A 22,823-nucleotide genomic window follows, 5' to 3' on the forward strand; every position below is an offset into this window, starting at 1 on the left:
AACGTCGTGTCAGCACGGCGCAGAAGCACTCGATTCGAGCTGTGACAACGTCGATTCGTCTCGATTCGACACAGGTTAGGGTCGTCTACTTTGCACTTGTATACAAGCCGGAGTAAAGTCTCCAACAGGTGTCGCCGACAGGTGTCGGAGACCGAAATTTCACTGGAGTGAAGAGGAACGCACATGACCGATACATTGGCCGTGCTGCAGAGCGACCCCACGGCACTGGCGCTGGCGCGCTGGCAGTTCGGGCTGACGACTCTGTACCACTACCTGTTCGTGCCGCTGACGATCGGGCTGATGCTCATCGTCGCGATTATTCAGACCGCTTGGGTGCGCACCGGCAAGGTGAAGTACCTGCAGCTGACGAAGCTCTTCGGCAAGATCTTCCTGATCAACTTCGCCATGGGCGTGGTGACGGGCATCGTCCAGGAGTTCCAGTTCGGGCTGAACTGGTCGGAGTACTCGCGCTTCGTCGGAGACATCTTCGGCGCCCCGCTGGCCATGGAGGGGCTCTTCGCCTTCTTCCTGGAGGCCACGTTCATCGGCGTCTGGATCTTCGGCTGGAACAAGGTGTCGAAGGGCGTGCACCTCGCGTCGGCGTGGCTGACGTCCATCGCGACCATCCTCTCGGCCTACTTCATCATCGCCGCCAACTCGTTCATGCAGAACCCGGTCGGCTACGAACTGAATCCGAACCGAGGGCGCGCAGAGCTGACCGACATCGGCCAGGTGCTCACGAACCCGGTTGCGGTTTCGGCGTTTCCGCACGCGATCACGGGCGCAGTCGTGTTCGCCGGTGCAGTGATCGTAGCCGTGAGCGCCTACCACCTGCGGCGCAATCAGCATGTCGAGACGATGCGCACCGGCCTCAAGATCGGTGCCTGGTCGGTGCTCGCGGGCTTCGCGGGCGTCTTCCTCAGCGGCGACCAGCTCGGCCTGGCCATGGTGCACACCCAGCCCATGAAGATGGCGGCTGCCGAAGCGATGTTCGAGACGAGCACCGGCGCAGACGCCTCATTCTCCGTCTTCACCCTCGGCACGCCCGACGGCCACAGCGAGCTCTTCTCTCTGCGCATTCCCTATCTGCTGTCGTTCCTCTCGACGCACACGTTCAACGGCACTGTCGAGGGGCTGACCGATCTGCAGGCGAAGTACACCCAGCAGTTCTGCACGGATGCGCTGAACCCTGCACTGACGTGCCCGACTGATGGGTCGTTCATGCCTGTGCTCTGGATCACCTACTGGAGCTTCCGCTGGATGATCGGTCTGGGAGCGTTCAGCGCGCTGATCGCTCTGGTCGCGCTGTGGATCACCCGCAAGAAGAGCCGCATCACGGTGCCCGACTGGTTCTGGCGTGTCGCGATCTGGGCCGCTCCGGTGCCTCTGCTCGCCAACCTCGTCGGCTGGGTCTTCACCGAGATGGGTCGACAGCCCTGGATCGTGTTCGGCCTGATGACCACCGAACGTGCGGTCTCGCCGAACGTGCCGGCGTGGTCGGTCGGCCTGTCGCTGGCCCTGTTCACTTTGGTCTACGGAGCACTGGCAGTCGTTGAGTTCAAACTCATCAAGAAGGCGGCTCAGGCCGGTCCGCCAGAGTTCGACGCAGACCACAGCGGAGATGAGACCGCAGAGGTCGATCCCCACAAACTGGCGATCACGTACTAGTAATGGAGATTTGATCAAATGACTCTCGAAATTCTCTGGTTCTTCATCGTCGGGGTGCTGTTCGTCGGCTACTTCGTGCTCGACGGCTTCGACTTCGGCGTGGGCATGTCGCTGCCCTTCCTCGGCAAGAACGACACCGAGCGCCGGCAGATCATCAACACGATCGGCCCGGTCTGGGATCTCAACGAGACCTGGGTGATCGTGGCTGGCGCCTGCCTGTTCGCCGCCTTCCCCGAGTGGTACTCCACCCTCTTCAGCGGTGCCTACCTGGCACTGGTGCTGATTCTGATCGCGTTGATCTTCCGAGGCGTCTCGTTCGAGTACCGCCACCAGGGCCACCACGAGAACTGGAGCAAGTGGTTCGACTGGTTCATCGTGATCGGCTCTGCCGTTCCCGCCCTGCTGTGGGGTGTGGCGGTGGCCAACATCGTCAACGGTCTGCCGATTCTGAAGGTCGAGCACTCGTTCATCTATCAGGGCACACTGCTGACGCTGCTCAACCCGTACGCACTGCTGGGCGGTCTGACCACGCTGCTGCTGTTCTTCACGCACGGAGTGCAGTTCGTCGGCCTGAAGACCGACGGCAAGGTCAAGGCACGCGCCCATCGGCTGGGCCGCTCACTCGGCCTGATCACCATCGTCGTCGCGGCGCTCTTCCTGCTGTGGACCAACATCGCGCACTTCTCGCCGCTGGTGCTCGTGCTGTCGCTGCTCGCCGCTGTGACGCTGATCATCAGCTACTGGTGCAACTGGATCGAGCGTGACGGCCTCGGCTTCACCTTCACCGCTCTGACCGTCGTCTTCGCGGTGCTGGCGCTGTGGATGGTGCTGTTCACGAGCTACCCCGAGCACATGGTGATGCCGAGCACCTACGGTCTCGAGAACAGCCTGACGCTCACGAACGCCTCGAGCTCGACGAACACACTGTCGTTCATGACCTGGGTGGCGGCATTCGCTCTGCCGGTCGTGCTGCTCTACCAGGGCTGGACCTACTGGGTGTTCCGCAAGCGCGTTCGCCGCGTCGACATCGAGCAGGCGGCCGTGGCGCACTGACACCCCAGCTGCCGGAACGAACCGCTCCAATCGTCTGCACGACTACACTGTTGTGGCAGGCGAGGGGAGCGGTTCTTCCGTCTGCAGGACGCAGCCACCTGGGGCGTGGGGCTGCGCAGAGATCTTCGAACACGAGGTGAACCATCAAACCCATCGACCCCCGGCTGCTGCGCCGGGCAACGGCCGCCCGAGGCTATCTGCTCGTCAGCGGGCTCATCGGTCTGCTGCAGATCGCCTGCATTCTGGTCTTCTCATGGGCGGTGGCACAATGCGTGGCCGGTGCGCTCATGCAGCATCTGACCTGGAACGAGAGCCTGCACCTGGTCGCACTCGCCGCGGCCGCCCAGGCGATTCGAGCCCTGCTGGCATACGCATGGAACGTCTCTTCAGAGTTCGCCGCGGCAAAGGTCAAAGCCCAGCTGCGTGAGCAGATGGCTGAGCGGTTCGCGGCACTGGGCCCCGCCTGGCTCGCCAGCCGCTCTGCTCCGCAGCTCACGACCGTCTATGGGCGTGGTCTGGATGCGCTCGACGGCTACTTCTCGAAGTTCCTTCCGCAGCTGGTGCTCACGGTCATCTCGGTGCCGGTCTTCCTGTTCGTGCTCTGGCGCGAAGACCTGCCGTCTGCGATCACAGTGGGCGTCACCCTCCCGCTGATCCCGATCTTCATGATCCTGATCGGCTGGTACACCCAGCGGGTGCAGAACTCCGAATGGGAGGCCTCACGAACACTCTCCGGTCACTTCGTCGACGTCGTCACCGGTCTCTCTACGCTCAAAGTCTTCGGGCGGCAGTGGCACCAGCGTGACGTGATCTCGACCGTGACCGACCACTACCGCCAGCGCACCATGCGCGTGCTGGGCATCTCGTTCATGTCAGGCTTCGTGCTGGAGCTCGCGTCGACCCTGGCGGTCGCACTCGTCGCCGTGTCGATCGGCACACGTCTCATCGGCGGCGAGATCGATCTCTACACCGGTCTCTTCGTCCTGCTGATCGCACCAGAGGCCTTCTCTCCGCTTCGCCTCGTGGGCTCGCATTACCACGCGGCCACCGAGGGCATCTCGGCCGCCGACGACGCGCTGAGCGTGCTCGACGAGCCAGATTCTCGGCCTGGCGCGCACCCGGCCGCCCCGATCCGCAGCGCCAGGAGCGACGCGACCACGGCATCCGCAGAGTCACCGTCGAGCCTCAGACCCGCAGACCTGCGACTCGAAGACATCTGCGTCTCGAGAGGCGATGTCAGGCTGCAGACGGTCACGCTGCGCGCCGAGGCAGGCCGGCTCACCGTGATCAGCGGCCCGTCAGGAGCCGGTAAGAGCAGCATCTTCGCGGCGCTGCTCGGCTTCGTGCCGGCGACGGGTCAGGTGATCTGGCAGGGCGAACGCATCGACCTCGAACGAGACGCGCCGCTGCGGCCCGTCATCGCCTGGAGCGGACAGCGCACTGATCTCTTTCCGGGAACGATCGCGAGCAACGTCGCCCTCGGGCTCAACTCGGGCGACCACGTCGATGCCGATCTGCTGCGGCGCTGCCTGAGGCTGGCCGGCGCGGGTCGGCTCGATCTCGACCAGGTGATCGACCCTGTCGGCGGAGGCATCTCGGGCGGGCAGGCCCAACGCGTCTGCATCGCGCGCGCCTACTACCGCGCCTTCTCGCACGACTGCCGCATCGTGCTGCTCGACGAGCCGACGAGTGCCGTCGACGAGCAGACCGAACGCGAGATGATCGCCGGTATGCGCACCATGGCGCAAGACGGGCGCGTGGTCGTCGTCATCAGTCATCGTCCGCGTGTCATCGCTGCGGCGGATGCTCAGGTGTCGATCGCCGCGCAGCCGACGGGCCGCGCAGGCGGTGCGGTGGCGAGCGCGTCCTCGGCGTCGCGTGACGAAAGAGACGGAGTGGTCGCATGAATCGTGGCAGGACTCTGCTGCCGGCACCCGGCGTCGACGAGCGGCTCGCCAGACTCGCCACCCCAGACCCGAAGCGCTTCTGGGCAGGTGTGCTGTTCGGCGTGCTGAGCGCCGCGGCCGCCATCGGGCTGACCTGGGCCAGCGCCTACCTCATCTCGGCGAGTGCGCTGCGCCCGCCCATCCTCACGCTGATGGCGATCATCGTGAGCGTTCGAGTCTTCGCGCTGGGACGCGCATCGTTCCGTTACATCGAACGTCTGCTCAGCCACGACGCCGCGTTCCGCATGCTCGGGCGACTGCGTGTCGGCGTGTTCGAGCGACTCATACCGGGGGCGCCTGCGAACCTCTCGCATCTGGGGCGCGGCGACCTGATGAGCCGGTTCGTGTCGGACATCGACGATCTGCAGGATCTTCCCCTGCGCGTCTGGCAGCCGCTGCTCACTTCGCTGCTGGTGAGTGCCGTCACGACCGCGCTGCTCGCACTGATCTCTCCGATGGCGGGTCTCGTGCTCGCGCTGAGCCTGATCGGCGCCGCGGTGTTGGGCGGCGTGCTGCCTGAGCGGGCGACCTCGGCTCGCACCCGAGACGCGGCGCCGGTGCGTGCCGCGCAGAACGAGCACATGCTGCGCATGCTCGAGTCGATGGACGTGCTGACGGCCTATGACGCGCTCCCGCGGGCTCAACGCGAGGCTCAGAGTCTGGCGCGGCGGCAGTCGGTGATCGACCGCTCGCGTGCCGCCACACAGGGGCTCGTCGATCTGTGCCTGACCGGATTCACCGGCATCGCCGTGATCGGCGCGATCTGGGCGGGCGGCACCGATCTGCAGGCCGGAGCCTTTCCCGGCAGCTGGCTGGCGGTGCTGGTGCTGGTGCCGATGACGATCTTCGACGTCTTCTCGCAGGTGCCGACCGCCATGACGGCGATCGAGAAGGTGCGTGTGGCCTCGCACCGCATCGGTGCGGTCATCGACGACGGCAGGCGGCTCAACGGCGGGGCCGACGATGCCGGTTCCGGCGCGGGTGCAGACGGGGATGCCGGAGCCGAGCCCGCACCGCAGGCAGACGAGCGAGCATCCGCATTCGCGTCACTGCAGCTGCGAGACGTCAGCATCGGCTGGCCGGGAGCCGCGATCATCGCAGAGGGCATCGACCTCGACCTGAGGCCTGGCCGCCGTGTGCTCATCACCGGTGCGAGCGGTGCAGGCAAGAGCACGCTCGCTGCCACACTGGTGCGCTTTCTCGACCATCGCTCCGGAGGGTATGCGATCGATGCGCAAGATGTGCGCGACCTCGGCGGCGACCGCGTCCGTCGCGTCGTCGGTCTCTGCGAGCAGCGACCGCACCTGTTCGCGTCGACGGTGCGCGCCAACCTGCTGCTGGCGCAGCCCGAAGCCGAAGACGACCTGTTGCTCGCGGTTCTGCGCCGTGTGGGACTCAATGACCTGATCGAGTCACGCGAGGGTCTCGACACGGTGGTCGGAGAGAACGGACAGCTGCTGTCGGGCGGGCAGGTGCAGCGCCTCGCATTGGCACGGGCTCTGCTCGCAGAGTTCCCGGTGATCGTCTTCGACGAGCCCACGGCCAACGTCGACCCGGAGCTCGCAGACGAGCTGCTCGTCGATCTGCTCGCCATCGCTGGAACGCACGGCAGCACGAGAGACGGTCAGGCTCCCGCGGTCGTGCTGATGAGTCACGATCGGGTTCCCTCGGCGCTGGTCGACGAACATCTGCATCTGGCCGACGGGCGGCTCACGCGGGTCGACGCGGTCGAACAGGCGTGATCGAGTAACCTTGAGGCGGTCTGCCTCGTTTCCGACAGACCAGCGCGATCCATGAGAACAGGTGAAGAAGAGTTGAGCGACGAGACGGCAGAACAGCCAGAGTACGACTTTCGCAGACTGCAGCAGAAGTGGCAGCCCATCTGGGCCGAGCAGCGGCTGTTCGACGCCGAACGGGCGGTGACCGAGCATCCTGATCGACCGCGCAAGTACGTGCTCGACATGTTCCCCTACCCGTCGGGCGATCTGCACATGGGCCATGCCGAGGCGTTCTGCTACGGCGACATCGCGGCGCGCTACTGGCGTCACCGCGGCTACAGCGTGCTGCATCCGATCGGCTGGGACTCGTTCGGCCTGCCCGCCGAAGACGCTGCGATCAAACGCGGCATCAACCCGCGCACCTGGACCTACGACAACATCGCCCAGCAGAAGCGCAGCTTCGAGACCTACGCGCCGAGCTTCGACTGGTCGCGTGAGCTGCACACCTCCGACCCGGAGTACTACCGCTGGAACCAGTGGCTCTTTCTGCAGATGTACGAGCGCGGGCTGGCGTATCGCAAAGACTCCTGGGTCAACTGGGATCCGGTCGACCAGACCGTGCTGGCCAACGAGCAGGTGCTCGCCGACGGCACCAGCGAACGCAGTGGCGCCATGGTCGAGAAGAAGAAGCTCACGCAGTGGTATCTGAAGATCACTGACTACGCCGATCGGCTTCTCGACGACCTGGATCGACTCGAGGGTCATTGGCCGGCCAAGGTGCTGCAGATGCAGCGCAACTGGATCGGACGCTCGTACGGTGCAGACATCGACTTCCGCATCGAGGGCCGCGAACAGCCGGTCACTGTGTTCAGCACACGGCCAGACACGCTCTATGGGGCCACCTTCATGGTGGTCGCGCCAGAGAGCGATCTCGCAGCGGAGCTCGTCTCGGCCGCCAGACCCGAAGCACGAATGCGTTTTCAGGACTACCTCGAGCGCACCCAGCACGCCACGGAGATCGAACGGCAGGCATCTGACAGGCCGAAGACCGGCGTGTTCCTGGAACGCTATGCGGTGAACCCGGTCAACGGCGAACGTCTGCCCGTCTGGGCTGCCGACTACGTGCTGGCCGACTACGGTCATGGCGCCGTGATGGCCGTGCCCGCGCATGATCAGCGTGACCTCGACTTCGCCCGCGCGTACGATCTGCCGGTGCGGGTCGTGGTGAGCAGCGACGATGATGACCCCGCCGAGAGCGGTGTGGCCGTCACCGGCGACGGAGTGCTGACCAATTCGGGCCCGCTCGACGGCCTGCACAAGGACGAGGCGATCGCACAGGTCATCGAGAAGCTCGAGGCCGACGGCACCGGTCACGGCACGAAGACCTACCGGCTGCGCGACTGGCTGATCTCTCGCCAGCGCTACTGGGGCACGCCGATTCCCGTGCTGCACGCCGAAGACGGTTCGCTGGTGCCCGTGCCCGAGTCTGAGCTGCCCATCGAGCTGCCCGACACCGAGGGTCTCGACCTCAAGCCCAAGGGCACGTCGCCACTGGGCGCCGCCACCGACTGGGTGCACACGACGCTGCCCGGCACCGACGAGCCTGCGCTGCGCGACCCGGACACGATGGACACCTTTGTCGACAGCTCGTGGTACTACCTGCGCTTTCTCAGCGCGAACGATGCGACGCAGCCTTTCGACCCCGAACAGGCCCGCCAGTGGGCGCCGATCGACATCTATGTGGGCGGCGTCGAGCATGCGATCCTGCATCTGCTCTACTCACGGTTCATCACCAAGGTGCTGCACGACATGGGCTGGGTCGACTTCGACGAGCCCTTCACCTCGCTGATCAACCAGGGCATGGTGCTGCTCGACGGCTCGAAGATGTCGAAGTCGAAGGGCAACCTCGTCGAGTTCGCCTCCGAGCTGCGTGATCACGGCGCCGACGCGCTCCGTGTGACGCTCGCCTTCGCCGGGCCGGTCGAAGACGACATCGACTGGGCAGACGTCTCAGTGCAGGGCTCGGCGAAGTTCCTCGCTCGTGCCTGGCGCGTCGCTCGTGACGTGAGCAGCGCATCCGCCGCAGACGCCGCGGCTCTCAGCGACGGCGACCTGACCCTGCGGCAGGCCACGCACCATCTGCTGGCAGATGCGCCCGACCTGATCGAGGCGACGAAGTACAACGTGGTCGTGGCGCGTCTGATGGAGCTGGTGAACCTCGCCCGCAAGACGATCGATCGACCGCAGGGGCGTGGAGCCGCCGATCCCGCTGTGCGCGAGGCCGCTGAGGTGCTCGCACGCGTGCTCGACCTGTTCGCGCCCTATCTGGCCGCCGAGATGTGGCAGATGCTCGGGCATGAGGATGCCGTGGCGTTGTCGGTCTGGCCTGTGGCCGATCCGTCTCTGCTGGTTCGCCAGGAGGTCACGGCGGTCGTGCAGGTCAACGGCAAGGTGCGCGCCCGTCTTCAGGTCTCGCCCGAGATCACCGAGGGCGAGCTGCAGGAGCTCGCACTGGCGAACGAGCACGTGCAGGAGCTGGTGGGCGACCGCAGCATCCGCCGTGTGATCGTGCGCGCGCCGAAGCTGGTCAACATCGTGGTCGGCTGAGTCCCAGCCGTCTGACGGCGACGTGCCCCGGTCGGGCGGCGGAGTGATCTTACCCGCTGCCCACCGGGGCACGCCTGTGTGCACAGAAGGTGTCGGCCGTCCAACCTGTGCACAGCGGTGCCCAAGGATGAGCGGGCAGATGGGCGATCGACCACAGTCGAGGCATGCCAGCTTCAGAGCATCCCACGACGTCGACCCGTTTTCTGCACGCTCGAGCCCTGATTCTGCTCACCGTGCTCGCCTTGGTCGTCTGCGTGCTGCTCTCGGCCTGTCAGGGCTCGAGGCATTCGGTCGTCGAAGCCGGTCAGAACACAGCGTCTGACGGGGGAGACCTCAACGCTGCCTCGGGTGCGCCAGGCGAAGCGGATCGCACGCCGGGCGGTGACGACGGCGTGCACGTGCATGTCACCGGCGCAGTACGTGCCCCGGGTCTGCATCGGCTCGATCCAGGGCTGCGCATCGCCGATGCCATCGAGAAGGCCGGCGGGTTTGCCGACGACGCCGACGTCGAGACGCTGAATCTCGCCCGTGTGCTGGTCGACGGCGAGCAGCTCGTCATTCCGCGTCGCGGCGAAGAGGCTCCTGCCGCATCGGCACCGAGCGGGTCCGCATCCGGATCGGCCGGCGCAGCATCCGGTGCGACCGCCGGCGGTGCGGGCAGCCAGATCAATCTGAACTCGGCGACGGCCGATCAGCTGCAGACGCTGCCTGGTGTGGGGCCCAGCACCGCGCAGAAGATCATCGACTCGCGGGCAGCCGAAGGCCCGTTCAGGTCGGTGGACGACCTGACCCGGGTGTCGGGCATCGGTGAGAAGACGCTCGAGAAGCTGCGCTCACGGGTGACCGTATGAGGGGCATGAGGCGTTCGCTGCTGGCCTCACCGCAGCTGATCGAATGGCGGCAGCTGAGCGAGGTGCGGGGTGACCGCCCCAGATGGCGCGCTGGGACGGCGCTGCTGGCAGTGCTCTGCGGGTGGATGCTCGCGTTGAGCCAGGGAGTCGGGGAGCCAGCCGCGCGCAGCGAGCTGCGGCGCACTTTCGAACTCTTCGGTCCAGACTGGGCAGAGCAGATGCGGGCTGCGTTCGGCCGCATTCTCGCAGACCTTGGCGGGCTGCTGCCGCTGAGCCCCGAGGTCACCGGCCTGATCGGAGGGGTCTCAGTCGGCGTGGTCGACGGGCTGCCCGAAACGACGGACGCGAACATGCTCGCCACCGGTCTCGCCCACATCACTGCGGTCAGCGGGTCGAATGTGGCGGTGCTCGTCGGCATGGTGCAGGGGCTGCTCGGGCTCATGCACACACCGAGACTCTGGCGCGGCGTGGGCGAGCTGGCCGGCATTTGGGGGTTCGTGCTGCTGGTGGGCGGCGAGGTCACCGTGCTGCGAGCGGCGGCCATGCTCACACTGGTCACGCTGCTGCGCCCGTGGAGCGGCGGCCGCGGCGTGGTCGGCATCTGCGTCGCCGTTGTGATCCTGCTGCTCTGGGAGCCCCAGCTTGCCGGCAGCGTCGCGTTCGGGCTGTCGGTGACGGCGACAGCTGGCCTGATGCTGTTCAGCGGACCGGTCGCCCGCTGGCTGTGTCGATGGATGCCCGAGGCGATCGCGAATCTGCTGGCGCCCAGTACGGCCGCACTGATGGCGTGTCAGCCGCTGCTCCTGCTGATCGACGGGCAGCCCGCGTCCGGTCACCAGCTGGCTGCGAATCTGCTGGCTCTGCCCGCAGTGCCTGCGGTGACGGTGCTCGGCGTGCTCAGCTGCCTCACGGCAGCGTGGGCACCGTGGCTCGCCGTCGTCTTCGCGATGCTTGCGGCTCCCGGCGGGTGGTGGATCGGTCAGGTCGCGGCGCACTTCAGCTCGAACCCGTTCGGTTCGATTCCGTGGCCGTCCTGGCCGGCAGGCGGAATGGCGAGCGGGCTGCTGCTCGCGCTCTTGACCGTCGGCACCCTGATCGGCTCCGGGCATGGGCCGACGTCAACTGCGTCTTCATCGACTGGCTCACGCCGATTGAGCATTCGCTCCTCAGACGAACGACGAGACCACGAACTGCACCGACCACGACGGCGCCGATCGCGACGGCATCGGCCACGACGGCATCGGCCACGCCTGAACTGGCGGCGGCGCGTGCGGCTGGTCAGCTTTGGCGGCGCGCTGTTGGTGGCGACTGCGACTGTGGCGGTCACCGGCATCGGCCACGTGCTGTCGGCCAGTCGGCTGCCGGTGGGCACGCCGATACTGCAGTGCGATGTGGGGCAGGGCGACGGCCTGCTCGTGCAGGGCTCCGGCGCAACCGTGCTGATCGACACGGGCGAGTCTGCGCAGAAGATCACCGACTGCCTGCGCGGGGCGCAGGTCACCGCAATCGACGTCGTCGTGCTGACACACTCGGACGTCGACCATGCCGGAGCCACCGAAGCGGTCGCGAAAGTGGCTCAGGTCGACACTGTTCTGATCCCTGACGTCGTCGACGCGAAGCTGGATCGTGCGGCCGGGCGGCTGCAGGCTCGTCAGGTCGTGCGTGCCGGCCTCGGCGACGCCGGGAGCATACAGGCGGTCTCCGGTCTCGACGATGCACGCAGCTCGCCACAGCAGACACCGGCTGGGGCCGGCATCGCGTGGCGTGCCCTGCACCCCAAAAAGGCGGCGCCAGGTGCGGCAGGGGGCCGACCCGTGCATGACCCGAACGCGAGCAGTCTCGCGATGCTGATCGATCTGCCAGATCTGCGCCTGCTGACGCTCGCCGATCTCAACGCAGACGGGCAGCGATCGGTCGCTCGCGAGCTGTCTGCGCTCGGTGTGCGAAGAATCGACGTGGTGAAAGTCGCCCATCACGGTTCCGCCGATCACTGGCCGGGCCTCTACCTCGAGCTGCGGCCAACCCTGGGCCTGATCTCCTGTGGGCGGGGCAACTCCTATGGGCATCCGACGTCCAAGCTCCTGGCCACGCTGCAGCGCAGCGGCACTGCCGTTCGCCGCACCGATCAGCACGGCCGCGTGGCAGTGAGCGCCGAGCCTCCCGAGGTCGCGGAAGGCACGCGTGAGGCACCCCTCGCGCACGAATCGGCCAGAGGAGGTCAGCGGCTCGCGGTATGGTGTGAGCACGGCTGCTGAGCCGACACGACGTCGACCCGGCACACAGACAGAATCAGAGCGAAGACGAGGAGTCGCGTGGCGGCGAAGGGCAAGATCCAGCGTGCACGATGGAGCCAGGTGCGTCTCGCACCGATCGTTCTGCTGAGCGGCCCAGAAGACCTCTTGGCCGATCGCGCCCGACAGCTGCTGCGTGCCGCAGCGCAGCAGCAGGCGAGCGATCAGCAGCAGGAGGTCGAGTTCTCTGATCTTGACGCGCGAGAGTACGCCTCCGGCTCACTGCTGAGCGTCGCGTCGCCTTCGCTGTTCGCTCAGCCGCGTTTCATCTGGGTCGATCACCTTGAGCAGATGACCGATGCCTTTCTGAGCGATGCGATCGACTACATCGGTCAGGCCGATCCCGATGTGACCGTGGTGCTGAGGCATCGCAAAGGGGTCCGCGGCAAGAAGCTGCTGACGGCGATCCGCGATGTGGCCTCTGCGCTCGAGGTGGAGTGCGCAGAGCTCAAACGCGACGATGACAAGCAGACCTTCGTGCGAGAAGAGCTGCAGTTGGCGGGTCGGCGCATCGACCCCGATGCGGCTCGGGCGCTCGTCGACGCGTTCAGCGCAGACACCACCGAGCTGGCGGCCGCCTGCAGACAGCTCGTCGCAGACGTGACCGAGAACATCACTCGGGCTGACATCGACCGCTACTTCGGCGGGCGGGTCGAGACGACAGGCTTCGCCATCGCAGACGCCGCACTGGCGGGGCAGACCGCGAAGGCCCTGGTCTTGGTTCGACACGCCGGGCAGCAGGGCATGAACGCGGTGCCGATCGTCGCGGCGATCGCGACGAAGGTGCGCCTGATGGCCGCCGTCTGCGAGGTGCACGCCTCTCCGCAGCAGCTGGCCTCGAGGGTCGGGGGCGCACCCTGGCAGATTCGGCGTGCCCAGCAGGATGCGGCACGGTGGAATCCCGTGGAGCTGGGTCGTGCCGTGCGAGCGGTGGCCGACACAGACGCCCAGATCAAGGGGCAGTCCGTCGACGGCGGCTACGCTCTGGAGCGGCTCGTGCGCAGACTTGCGACACGACGCATCGGCAGTTGAGCGCCTGCCCCGGCGTTTGGTAGTGTAGATGCTTGGCCTGCACACCCTCGGTGTGATGTGTCCGTGTCGAACCCGACCGGGCTTACCAGAAGACTGACAGAAAGACGACAGTGGCGAACATTAAGTCCCAGAAGAAGCGCATCCTCACCAACGCCAAGCGCACTGAGCGCAATCGCGCGCTGAAGAGCGAACTGCGCACCCTCTCACGTAAGACCCGTGAGGCCGTCGCAGCAGGCGACAAAGAGAAGGCTCAGGCCGAACTGCTCATCGTCTCGAAGAAGCTCGACAAGGCGGTCACGAAGGGCGTTCTGCACAAGAACACCGCTGCGAACCGCAAGTCGAAGCTGACCAAGCAGGTCAACTCTCTCTGAGTCTGAGACCCAGGAGTTCGTGAAGGCCCGCCCCTGAGCGGGCCTTCTGCATAGCAGGCCGCAGAGAAAGAGGAGCGCATGCCCAGAGTCACCGACCAGCAGGCACGTCAGATCGTGCCCGCAGCCACCGACTCGAAGCGCATCCGCAACTTCTGCATCATCGCGCACATCGACCACGGCAAGTCGACCCTGGCCGATCGAATGCTGCAGATCACCGGCATCGTCTCTGACCGTGACATGCGGGCGCAGTATCTCGATCGCATGGACATCGAGCGCGAGCGCGGCATCACGATTAAGAGCCAGGCCGTGCGCATGCCGTGGGGTGTCGGGGATCAGGGGTATGCCCTGAACATGATTGACACGCCCGGTCACGTCGACTTCACCTACGAGGTGTCGCGTTCTCTGGCAGCCTGCGAAGGCGCCATTCTGCTGGTCGACGCGGCGCAGGGCATCGAGGCCCAGACTCTGGCCAATCTCTATCTGGCTCTTGAGAACGATCTGACGATCATCCCGGTACTGAACAAGATCGACCTGCCCAGCGCCGACCCCGAGCGCTTCGCCGCCGAACTCGCCGGGCTGATCGGCGGCGACCCCGCCGACGTGCTGCGGGTCTCGGGCAAGACCGGCGAAGGAGTCGAAGCGCTGCTCGACGAAGTCGTGCGCCGCATTCCAGCACCGCAAGGCGACCCCGACGCGCCCGCTCGTGCGATGATCTTCGACTCTGTGTACGACGCATATCGTGGCGTGGTCACCTATGTCAGGGTCGTCGACGGCCGGCTGAACCCTCGCGAACGCGTGCAGATGCTCAGCACCAAGGCGACGCATGAGATTCTGGAGATCGGCGTCAGCTCGCCAGAGCCGAAACCGAGCGACGGTTTGGCCGCAGGCGAGGTCGGCTATCTGATCACCGGGGTGAAAGACGTTCGACAGTCGAAGGTCGGCGACACGATCACCACACATGCCCGGCCCGCGACCGAAGCGCTGCCCGGCTATGACGAAGCCAAGCCGATGGTGTTCTCGGGGCTCTATCCGCTTGACGGCAGCGACTACCCAGATCTGCGCGAGGCGCTTGACAAGCTCAAACTCGAAGACGCCGCGCTGATCTACGAGCCAGAGACCTCGGTGGCACTCGGCTTCGGCTTCCGCTGCGGGTTTCTGGGCCTGCTTCACCTCGAGATCATCTCAGAGCGTCTGCGCCGCGAGTTCAACCTCGATCTGATCGCCACCGCACCCAGCGTGATCTACGACGTCACCGCCGAAGACGGCACCCAGGTGCACGTCACCAATCCCTCCGAGTTTCCAGACGGCAAGATCGTCGATGTACAGGAACCGATCGTGCGTGCCACGATCCTGGCGCCGAAAGACTATGTCGGAGCAATCATGGAGCTCTGCCAGTCCCGTCGCGGCACCATGCAGGGCATGGACTATCTCAGCGAGCAGCGCGTCGAACTGCACTACACGCTGCCGCTCGGCGAGATCGTCTTCGACTTCTTCGACCAGCTGAAGAGTCGCACACAGGGCTACGCCTCGCTTGACTATGAGCAGACCGGCACCCAGAGCGCCGACCTGGTGAAGGTCGACATCCTGCTGCAGGGAGAGAAAGTCGATGCGTTCAGCGCGATCGTGCATCGCGATGCGGCCTACGCCTATGGCGTGAAGATGACACAGCGGCTGCGCGAGCTGATTCCTCGCCAGCAGTTCGAGGTGCCGATCCAGGCGGCCATCGGCGCCCGCATCATCGCTCGCGAGAACATTCGTGCCCTGCGCAAAGACGTGCTGGCCAAGTGCTACGGCGGCGACATCTCGCGCAAGCGCAAACTGCTCGAGAAGCAGAAAGAGGGCAAGAAGCGCATGAAGTCGATCGGTCGCGTCGAGGTTCCGCAAGAGGCCTTCATCGCCGCGATCTCGAGCGACGGCGGCGGCCAAAAGGGCGAGAAGCGCAAGTGACGTTCAGCGTCTACGTGCACATTCCGTTCTGCCGGGTGCGCTGCGGATACTGCGACTTCAACACCTACACCGGCACCCAGCTGCGCGGCTTCGGCCAGAGCGAGTATGCGCAGGTGGCGGCCGACGAGGTCGGCTACGCCGCCAGCGTGCTGCGCGACGGCGATCATGCTCCTGACCAGGTCGACACGGTCTTCTTCGGCGGCGGCACCCCGACCATGCTGCCGGTCTCCGATCTCACCATGATCCTGCACCGCATCCGCGACGAGTGGGGCCTGGCGCCCGACTGCGAGATCACCACCGAGGCGAACCCCGAGACGGTCGACGCCGCCGCCCTGCAAGAACTCGCCGCGGCCGGGTTCACCCGCGTGTCGTTCGGCATGCAGTCAGCCGTGCCGCACGTGCTGCGCACTCTCGACCGGGTGCATCGCCCCGAACGCATTCCACTGGTGGTGCAGTGGGCGCGAGCAGCGGGGCTGCAGGTGTCGCTCGACCTGATCTACGGCACGCCGGGGGAGTCGATGGCCGACTGGCAGACCAGCGTCGACGAGGCTCTGGCGCAGCATCCCGATCATCTCTCGGCCTACGCGCTGATCGTCGAGCCGGGCACGAAGCTGGCCCGCCAGATCAGGCACGGCGAGGTCGCCGAACCCGACGACGACCTCACCGCAGACAAGTACGAGTGGCTCGATGCCCGCATGCGTCGCGAGGGGTTCGAGTGGTACGAGCTCAGCAACTGGGCGCGCGTCGTCGATGACGACGTCGACCGACGCTGTCGACACAACCTGCGCTACTGGCACAATGACGACTGGTGGGGCATCGGCCCCGGTGCGCACAGCCACGTCGGCGACCAACGCTGGTGGAACGTGAAGCATCCCGCGCCCTATGCCGCCCGAGTGCGCGCCGGCGAGAGCCCGGAGGCGGGCCGTGAGACTCTGGACGCCACCGCTCGCTACGAAGAGCGCATCATGCTGGGCAGTCGGCTGCGCGAGGGCATCGGCGTGGCCGAGATCGCCGCTGGGCGTCGCGACGAGCTGCCACTGCTGGCCGGCGACGGCCTGCTCGATGCGGATGCGCTGGCAGGTGGGCGAGCAGCCCTCACGCTGCGTGGTCGCCTGCTCGCCGACCGCGTGGTGGCAGATCTGATCGCATAGGTCTGGCTCGCGCCGTGAAGTCACAGGCGCGCTATGATTAGCACTCGAGGCATGAGAGTGCCAGCAGCGGAGTCAACCCGGAGGTGATTGCCATGGCGACCGAACGAGGTCTCGCGGTGCTTCAGGCGATCGTGAACGACTATGTGGCCACCCGAGAGCCGGTCGGCTCGGCGGGTCTGGTCTCTCGACACCAGTTTCACGTGTCTGCGGCCACCATTCGCAATGACATGTCGGCTCTGGAAGACGAGGAGCTCATCTCAGCGCCTCATACCTCGGCCGGCCGCGTGCCGACTGAGAAGGGATATCGGGTCTTCGTCGACAACCTGACGCGGCTACGCGGCATCACGGCGCCCCAACGCAGAGCGATCGAGCGGTTTCTGACTCCCGGCGAAGCCGATCTCGATGTGATGATCGAGAAGACGGTGCGTCTGCTCGCTCAGCTCACCAACCAGCTGGCCGTCGTGCGATACCCGACGTTCTCGAGCACGCGCGTGCGCAAAGTCGACATCGTCGACGTCGAGGGCGGTCGTCTGCTCGTGGTACTGATCACCAGTCGTGGCACGGTCGCACAGCATCACGTGACGCTGCCGGCCGGTGCGTCGACGCAGTCGGTGCGTCCTTCGGTCGTGCGCCTGCGCGCCCTCATCAACGACCAGCTGCGCGGCGTCGACCTCGAGCAGTTCGGCGACCGCGCCGAGCAGGTGCGCGAGTATGCGGCACCCGATGATCGTCCGCTCGCCGAACTGCTGCTGGGTGCGCTCGAACTCGGGGTCGAGGGCTCTCGGTCAGAGCGTCTGGTGGTTGCCGGCACCGGCAACCTGATGCGCACTGAGGCCGACTTCGACCACACCCTGGTGCCGGTGCTCGAGGCCATCGAAGAGCAGGTGGCTCTGCTGCGCCTGCTCGGCGAGATGGGCGCCGAGGGGCGCGACATCGCCGTGCGCATCGGTCGCGAGAACGAACACGAAGGGCTCGAAGAGGCTGCCGTGATCTCGAGCGGGTATGGCTCCGAACAGCGCGGCGAGTACGGCAGGCTGGCTGTGCTCGGCCCGACCCGCATGGACTACCGCGCGAACATGGCGGCCGTCCAGGCTGTCGCCAGCTATCTGTCGAAGATGCTGCGATGACCGCGAACCGCACGAATCCCGCCCCTGAGGCGAACGACGACCATCACAATTGGAGACGAGCAGAATGACCGATCACTACGAAACACTGGGCGTGTCTCGTGAGGCGAACCAGGATGAGATCAAGAAGGCCTACCGCCGCCTGGCGCGCAAGCTGCACCCCGATGTGAATCCCGACCCGCAGGCGGCAGAGCAGTTCAAACAGGTGACGCTGGCCTATGAGATTCTCTCGGACGAGACCAAGCGCGCGCAGTACGACCGCGGCGACACAGGTGACGGGCAGTTCGGCTTCGGCGACATCTTCGACGCGTTCTTCGGCGGCGGGGGAGGCGGTCGCGGACACCGTGGCCCCAAGCCACGCCAGCAGCGCGGGGATGACGCCTTGGTGCGTATCAACGTCTCGCTTCGTGACGTCGTGTTCGGCGCCTCAGAAGACGTCGAGGTCGACTCGGCGAAGGTCTGCGAGACCTGCACCGGATCGGGCGCAGCGCCCGGCTCGTCGCCGGTTACCTGCGACTACTGCCACGGCGAGGGCTACGTTCAGCAGCAGGTGCGGTCTCTGCTCGGCAACGTGCTCACAGAGGCCGTCTGCCCGATGTGCAAGGGCTACGGAACGATCATTCCGCAGCCGTGCCCCGATTGCGCCGGGCAGGGCCGCCTGCGCTCACGCGAGACCATCACGGTGCCGATTCCGGCCGGCATCGACAACGGCGTACGTCTGCACCTCGCCGGTCGCGGTGAGGTCGGCCCCGGCGGCGGGCCCCGCGGCGATCTCTACTTCGAGGTGCACGTCGAGAACGACGAGACCTTCACCCGCGACGGCGACGACCTGCTCGCCTCACTGGAGGTCTCGATGACCGATGCGATTCTCGGCGCCAGTGCGAAGATCGAGAGCTTCGACGGCCCGCTCGACATCGAGGTCAAGCCCGGCGCACAGAGCGCTGATGTGATCACGATCGCCGACCACGGCGTCACGCACCTGCATCGCAACTCGCGTGGCGCGCTGCGAATCTCGCTGCGGGTGTCGACTCCCACCAAACTGAGCGGCGATCAGCGTCGTCTGGTCGAACAGCTGGCGAAGCTGCGCAATGACGAGGCACCACATCTGACCAGCGCAGCGAAGTCGGGGTTCCAGCGCTTCCGCAAGCGGTTCATGGGTCGCGGCTGATGCCGCTGTTCCTGCCCGAGCAGCTGCTGCGCCTGGAGCTCGCCGCCGACAGTGACGAGCAGACCGTCAGCCGCACGCTCGCCCAGCTGCCCGGTCAGGCGTTTCACGATGCGGCCAGCGCATCCGCATGGCAGGCGCAGCCCGGTGACCTCGTGGCCTTCGCCGGCGCAGAGGCGCACCACGCGACCTCAGTGCGTCGGCTGAAGCGAGACGAGACCCTGAGCGTCGCCGACGGCACCGGGCTCGAACTCGTCGGAGCCGTCGCCGCCACCACCAAGTCAATGCTCGCGCTGTGCGTCGAACAGCGAATCGCCCATGAGCTGGCGACACCCTCGCTGACCCTGGTTCAGGCTCTCGCGAAGGGCGGTCGCGACGAACTCGCGATTCAGAGTGCGACCGAGGCCGGTGTGGATGCGGTGGTGCCGTGGCAGGCGAAGCGCAGCGTGTCGGTGTGGCAGGGGCGCAAACTGACGACGGGGCAGGAACGTTGGGCGTCAGTTGTGCGCGAGGCTGCGAAGCAGTCGCTGCGTGCACGTGTGCCAGAGGTCGGCGAACCGGTGACGACGCCGCAGCTTGCGGCGGCGTTGGACGGCGCGCAGGCAGACGCAGCAGGAGGGCGGCTAGCCCTGCTGCTCGACCCAGAGGCAAAGGAACGGCTGACCACGGTGTCGCTGGATCGGGCCGTCGAAGCAGCACACGGCGAGGTCATGGTGATCATCGGCCCCGAAGGCGGAACGGACCCCGCAGAACGCGACCGGCTGATGAATGCCGGGGTGATCCCAGTGCGTCTGGGCGAGAGCGTGCTGCGCACGTCGAGCGCCGGTCTTGCGGCGATCTCGGTGCTGAGCGCCCGGCTCGGCCGGTGGTGAAAGCGGTGTTCAACCGCCCGAGAACGATTGATGCCGAGTCGAAGTGCGAAGGGGAGAGTAAATGGCGGAATATGGAAACCATGCTGGGATCCGCAGTATTGGAGAGGACCTCAAACAGCGCTGTCTGATCAGCGAGCAGGCGTTGCTGACAGACGCAGCGGTATGGACAGCAAGCAACTTTGCCGAGCTTCGCGCTGCGTACAATGAGAATCCTGACACGTCGGTGGGTACATTCGACGAAAAGATCGTGAGACAACTGGCAACGGTTTCGTCGGCTGCGAAACAGCTGTTCGCAGAGCTTTACGTGATCAATCTCTTGGTGCTGGGAAATGTGCTTCCTGACACGAAAATCAAGAAGATCGACGCGGTACTGAGCGGCTGCACACCTCCGCTCTCGCTGGCTGAGCCTGGGGATCACCGCCGGCTGGCTGAAGTGGCAAAGGTCATACGTGCGGGTGGCGTACTCAATGGAGGTCAGGGTTTTAACACCCAGCGCTGGCATCAGATGCAGTTTCTGATCGCATTCGGCTGTCAGTGGACCCAGCTTTCGGCCTCTGAACGACGAGAGCTGATGGGATCGCCCGACGGCATCGAACGGGCTGTCTACGATATGCCAGAACTGGTGGATAGTCCGATGCAGTGTGCGTTGGCGCATATTCTCGGTCCCGGCAGCTTTGTGGGGATCACCGCTCGTCGGCATCTCGCTGAAATTCTGAAGCACTTTGATCCCATCTACCCGGATCTCATCGAGTCGAAGAACCCACAGCGTAAAGTCGGTGCGATTCTGCAGGAAGTGAGAAAGAGCCGCGGCAGCGAGTGGAGCTTTTACGTTGACAGAGACGAATGGGATCCGCACAACAGCCCACGAGAAGTCAATCATGACGGTGGTGCGGGAGAAGACCGAGAAGAGGCGTCAGAGGCTGACGGTTACGAGCTTCCTGCTTTTCCTCCGAACGCTGCTGCCGGCCTCCTCGTCGATGACGAATGGCTGGATGACGTTCAGAAACTGCTGTCGTCCCGGCATCAGATCGTTCTTGAGGGGCCTCCAGGCACAGGGAAGACATTCTTAGCCCGGCGTATGGCGAGGATGCTGGCCGGCGCGAAAGAACGAGTGTCCCTCGTCCAATTCCATCCCGCGTACAGCTATGAAGACTTCTTCGAAGGCTTTCGTCCGACGAAGTCGGGGCAGCTCGAACTGCGTGACGGCCCGCTCAAGAGACTCGTGACTGCGGCCGAATCAGATGAGTCTGGTGCACCCTACTTTCTCATCATCGATGAGATGAATCGGGGAAATCTAGCCCGTATCTTCGGTGAACTGTACTTTCTCTTGGAGTATCGGGATGATTCGGTTCAGCTCATGTACTCCCAGGAGGACTTCTCTCTTCCATCGAATCTCTTCGTTATTGCAACCATGAACTCTGCCGATCGCTCAATCGCACTGGTTGATGCGGCGATGAGAAGACGATTTGCCTTTGTGGCGCTGCATCCGAACTGTGAGCCGACGAATTCACTTCTCGCACGGTGGTGTGACCTGAATGGCATCAGTAGGCAGGTTCCCGCGCTCTGGAGCCTGCTGAACAGACTGATCGCCGAGCGTGACTCGGATGCCGTTTTAGGGCCGTCATACTTCATGCGACCAGATGTCGATCAGCCGGGAGTCCTAGAGCGGATTTGGGCCTATGAAGTCGAACCTCAACTGAGAGAGTCGTTCTTCGGCTCTACTGAATGGATTGAGTCCACCCTGAGCTTGCAATCTCTGAGGTCGACGCTCAACTCCGTCCAATCATGAGGGTGATACAGCTCCGTGAAGCCGGCCACGCCGTCGTTTCTCTCACGATGCAAGAAGCGCGTCATCTGCAGCAGACTGGCGCGATGACCTGCTCTCCCGGTTCGGTGCCTGGATATTTCGAAGTTCAAGTCAAGAACGTCTGTGGCATCATATCGGCCGGCTCCATCGTCGTCGAGATCGCGCCCAAACTTGCTGTAGGCGAGCTGATGTGGCTGGTGACTTACGCCTCGACTGGCGTACGACTCGATGAAGACACGATCAAGGCAGCACCGACTCGCTTGGCGGACGCTCTTGCCGAGGTGTTTCTTCTCATGGTCGAAGAACCCATCCGGCAGGGAGTACTGCGAGGCTATTGGCAGCATTCCGGGACGAGTTCAGTCTTGCGTGGGCGCCTCCAAGTCTCGGAACAGCTGGCTCATCACTACGACAGACTGTTTCCGTTTGAAGTCTCATACTCAGAATTCGGTATGGACATCGCTGAGAATCAGATTCTGAGAGCGGCGAGTCTGAAACTCCTTCGCTCGGTAAGTGATCCTTCAGTCGCACACAACGAGGAGCTGAAACACCGATTGCGGCGCGTCTTGCGATATCTCGCGGATGTCCGAGATCTGCCTGAAGGAGCCGCTCGGCCTCATTGGCAACGATCTGCTCAGAATGAACGCTTCTGGTGTGGCATCGAATTCGCCGAGCTTGTGCTCGATGGCAGCGGACTCAGCGCTGTGAACGGTACAAGACAATCCGTCGGCTTCATCATCACGCTCTGGAAAGTCTTTGAAGCAGCCGTTGCACGAGCGCTTCAAGAGAGTGGCTCCGCATGGACAGTATCCGCGCAGAAACAGTTCCGGCTCATCCAGAACCGATCTGATCCGCTCATTCGGCCTGATTTAGTGGTTGAGTCCAAAGGTCGAGTCGTTGCTGTAGCCGATACGAAGTACAAGGCTCCTCAGTTCATCAGCTCGGACCTGTTTCAACTCTTCACCTACGCGCAGTATCTTCATCTTCGTCGCTCACACGTCATCTACGCTGCTCCACTGAAGCCTGCTCAGGAACTCAGGATCGGCCAAACTGGCGTCTCGGTCATCGCTCACGGTCTCGACCTGTCCAGGCCATCACACACCTTCCTAGAGCAGATGCAGGAGATTGCCGACGTAGTGACGCAGGACGCCCTCCGGATCGAGGCCCCAGTGCAGGCCCCGGTAACAGTCACCACGACCTCAGTCTGAATGAGGTGGTGGGGC

The 22,823-nt window shown here is 65.0% G+C and carries 16 protein-coding genes; all 16 read left to right on the plus strand.

What is annotated here, in order from left to right; genetic code table 11:
* Positions 1–183 precede the first annotated feature (183 nt).
* The 16 genes from F8O08_RS04240 (at position 184) to F8O08_RS04315 (ending at position 22,808) form a co-directional block, all read left to right on the plus strand.
* Positions 184–1,668: a cytochrome ubiquinol oxidase subunit I gene (locus F8O08_RS04240; protein ID WP_192496664.1), complete on the plus strand. Its 1,485-nt coding sequence runs from the start codon at positions 184–186 to the stop codon at positions 1,666–1,668.
* A gap of 18 nt (positions 1,669–1,686) precedes the next feature.
* A complete protein-coding gene (cydB, locus tag F8O08_RS04245; protein WP_158031217.1) occupies positions 1,687–2,721 on the plus strand; it encodes a cytochrome d ubiquinol oxidase subunit II in 1,035 nt (344 codons plus the stop codon).
* Positions 2,722–2,918: 197 nt separating this feature from the next.
* Positions 2,919–4,628, plus strand: coding sequence for a thiol reductant ABC exporter subunit CydD (cydD, locus tag F8O08_RS04250; RefSeq protein WP_225733566.1), 1,710 nt, complete (start codon positions 2,919–2,921; stop codon positions 4,626–4,628).
* Positions 4,625–6,409, plus strand: coding sequence for a thiol reductant ABC exporter subunit CydC (gene cydC, locus F8O08_RS04255; protein ID WP_158042625.1), 1,785 nt, complete (start codon positions 4,625–4,627; stop codon positions 6,407–6,409). Before cydD ends, cydC begins: the two co-directional genes overlap by 4 nt.
* A 51-nt stretch (positions 6,410–6,460) precedes the next feature.
* Positions 6,461–8,992 (plus strand): leucine--tRNA ligase, encoded by a 2,532-nt coding sequence (gene leuS / locus F8O08_RS04260; protein WP_158042626.1) that lies wholly within the window; start codon positions 6,461–6,463, stop codon positions 8,990–8,992.
* A gap of 164 nt (positions 8,993–9,156) precedes the next feature.
* Positions 9,157–9,843 carry a helix-hairpin-helix domain-containing protein gene (locus F8O08_RS04265; protein WP_158042627.1) on the plus strand — a complete coding sequence of 229 codons (687 nt, stop codon included), beginning with the start codon at positions 9,157–9,159 and terminating at the stop codon, positions 9,841–9,843.
* A gap of 5 nt (positions 9,844–9,848) precedes the next feature.
* Positions 9,849–12,098: a ComEC/Rec2 family competence protein gene (locus tag F8O08_RS04270; protein WP_192497709.1), complete on the plus strand. Its 2,250-nt coding sequence runs from the start codon at positions 9,849–9,851 to the stop codon at positions 12,096–12,098.
* 57 nt (positions 12,099–12,155) lie between these two features.
* Positions 12,156–13,166: a DNA polymerase III subunit delta gene (gene holA, locus F8O08_RS04275; RefSeq protein WP_225732811.1), complete on the plus strand. Its 1,011-nt coding sequence runs from the start codon at positions 12,156–12,158 to the stop codon at positions 13,164–13,166.
* Positions 13,167–13,276: 110 nt separating this feature from the next.
* The gene (gene rpsT / locus F8O08_RS04280; RefSeq protein WP_158031224.1) at positions 13,277–13,537 is read left to right on the plus strand and encodes a 30S ribosomal protein S20; all 261 of its coding nucleotides are present in this window, start codon (positions 13,277–13,279) and stop codon (positions 13,535–13,537) included.
* Between the two features lie 78 nt (positions 13,538–13,615).
* The gene (lepA, locus tag F8O08_RS04285; protein ID WP_158042629.1) at positions 13,616–15,484 is read left to right on the plus strand and encodes a translation elongation factor 4; all 1,869 of its coding nucleotides are present in this window, start codon (positions 13,616–13,618) and stop codon (positions 15,482–15,484) included.
* A complete protein-coding gene (hemW, locus tag F8O08_RS04290; RefSeq protein ID WP_158042630.1) occupies positions 15,481–16,635 on the plus strand; it encodes a radical SAM family heme chaperone HemW in 1,155 nt (384 codons plus the stop codon). The genes lepA and hemW overlap by 4 nt, the downstream gene beginning before the upstream one ends.
* Positions 16,636–16,727: 92 nt before the next feature.
* Positions 16,728–17,762 (plus strand): heat-inducible transcriptional repressor HrcA, encoded by a 1,035-nt coding sequence (hrcA, locus tag F8O08_RS04295; RefSeq protein WP_158042631.1) that lies wholly within the window; start codon positions 16,728–16,730, stop codon positions 17,760–17,762.
* 64 nt (positions 17,763–17,826) lie between these two features.
* On the plus strand, positions 17,827–18,927 hold the full coding sequence (gene dnaJ, locus F8O08_RS04300; protein WP_158031228.1) for a molecular chaperone DnaJ: 1,101 nt from the start codon (positions 17,827–17,829) through the stop codon (positions 18,925–18,927).
* A complete protein-coding gene (locus F8O08_RS04305; protein WP_158042632.1) occupies positions 18,927–19,796 on the plus strand; it encodes a 16S rRNA (uracil(1498)-N(3))-methyltransferase in 870 nt (289 codons plus the stop codon). The genes dnaJ and F8O08_RS04305 overlap by 1 nt, the downstream gene beginning before the upstream one ends.
* A 61-nt stretch (positions 19,797–19,857) precedes the next feature.
* A complete protein-coding gene (locus F8O08_RS04310) occupies positions 19,858–21,585 on the plus strand; it encodes an McrB family protein (protein ID WP_158042633.1) in 1,728 nt (575 codons plus the stop codon).
* Between the two features lie 2 nt (positions 21,586–21,587).
* Positions 21,588–22,808, plus strand: coding sequence for an McrC family protein (locus F8O08_RS04315; protein WP_192497710.1), 1,221 nt, complete (start codon positions 21,588–21,590; stop codon positions 22,806–22,808).
* The last annotated feature ends 15 nt before the right edge of the window (positions 22,809–22,823 follow it).

The organism is Pseudoclavibacter sp. CFCC 13611 (assembly GCF_008831225.1).
Classification (GTDB): Bacteria; Actinomycetota; Actinomycetes; order Actinomycetales; family Microbacteriaceae; genus Pseudoclavibacter_A.

Coding starts and splice junctions, on each gene's coding strand:
- F8O08_RS04240 (WP_192496664.1), top strand. CDS start 184: ATGACCGATACATTGGCCGTGCTGCAGAGCGACCCCACGGCACTGGCG.
- cydB (WP_158031217.1), top strand. CDS start 1,687: ATGACTCTCGAAATTCTCTGGTTCTTCATCGTCGGGGTGCTGTTCGTC.
- cydC (WP_158042625.1), top strand. CDS start 4,625: ATGAATCGTGGCAGGACTCTGCTGCCGGCACCCGGCGTCGACGAGCGG.
- leuS (WP_158042626.1), top strand. CDS start 6,461: ATGAGAACAGGTGAAGAAGAGTTGAGCGACGAGACGGCAGAACAGCCA.
- F8O08_RS04265 (WP_158042627.1), top strand. CDS start 9,157: ATGCCAGCTTCAGAGCATCCCACGACGTCGACCCGTTTTCTGCACGCT.
- F8O08_RS04270 (WP_192497709.1), top strand. CDS start 9,849: ATGAGGCGTTCGCTGCTGGCCTCACCGCAGCTGATCGAATGGCGGCAG.
- lepA (WP_158042629.1), top strand. CDS start 13,616: ATGCCCAGAGTCACCGACCAGCAGGCACGTCAGATCGTGCCCGCAGCC.
- hrcA (WP_158042631.1), top strand. CDS start 16,728: ATGGCGACCGAACGAGGTCTCGCGGTGCTTCAGGCGATCGTGAACGAC.
- dnaJ (WP_158031228.1), top strand. CDS start 17,827: ATGACCGATCACTACGAAACACTGGGCGTGTCTCGTGAGGCGAACCAG.
- F8O08_RS04305 (WP_158042632.1), top strand. CDS start 18,927: ATGCCGCTGTTCCTGCCCGAGCAGCTGCTGCGCCTGGAGCTCGCCGCC.
- F8O08_RS04310 (WP_158042633.1), top strand. CDS start 19,858: ATGGCGGAATATGGAAACCATGCTGGGATCCGCAGTATTGGAGAGGAC.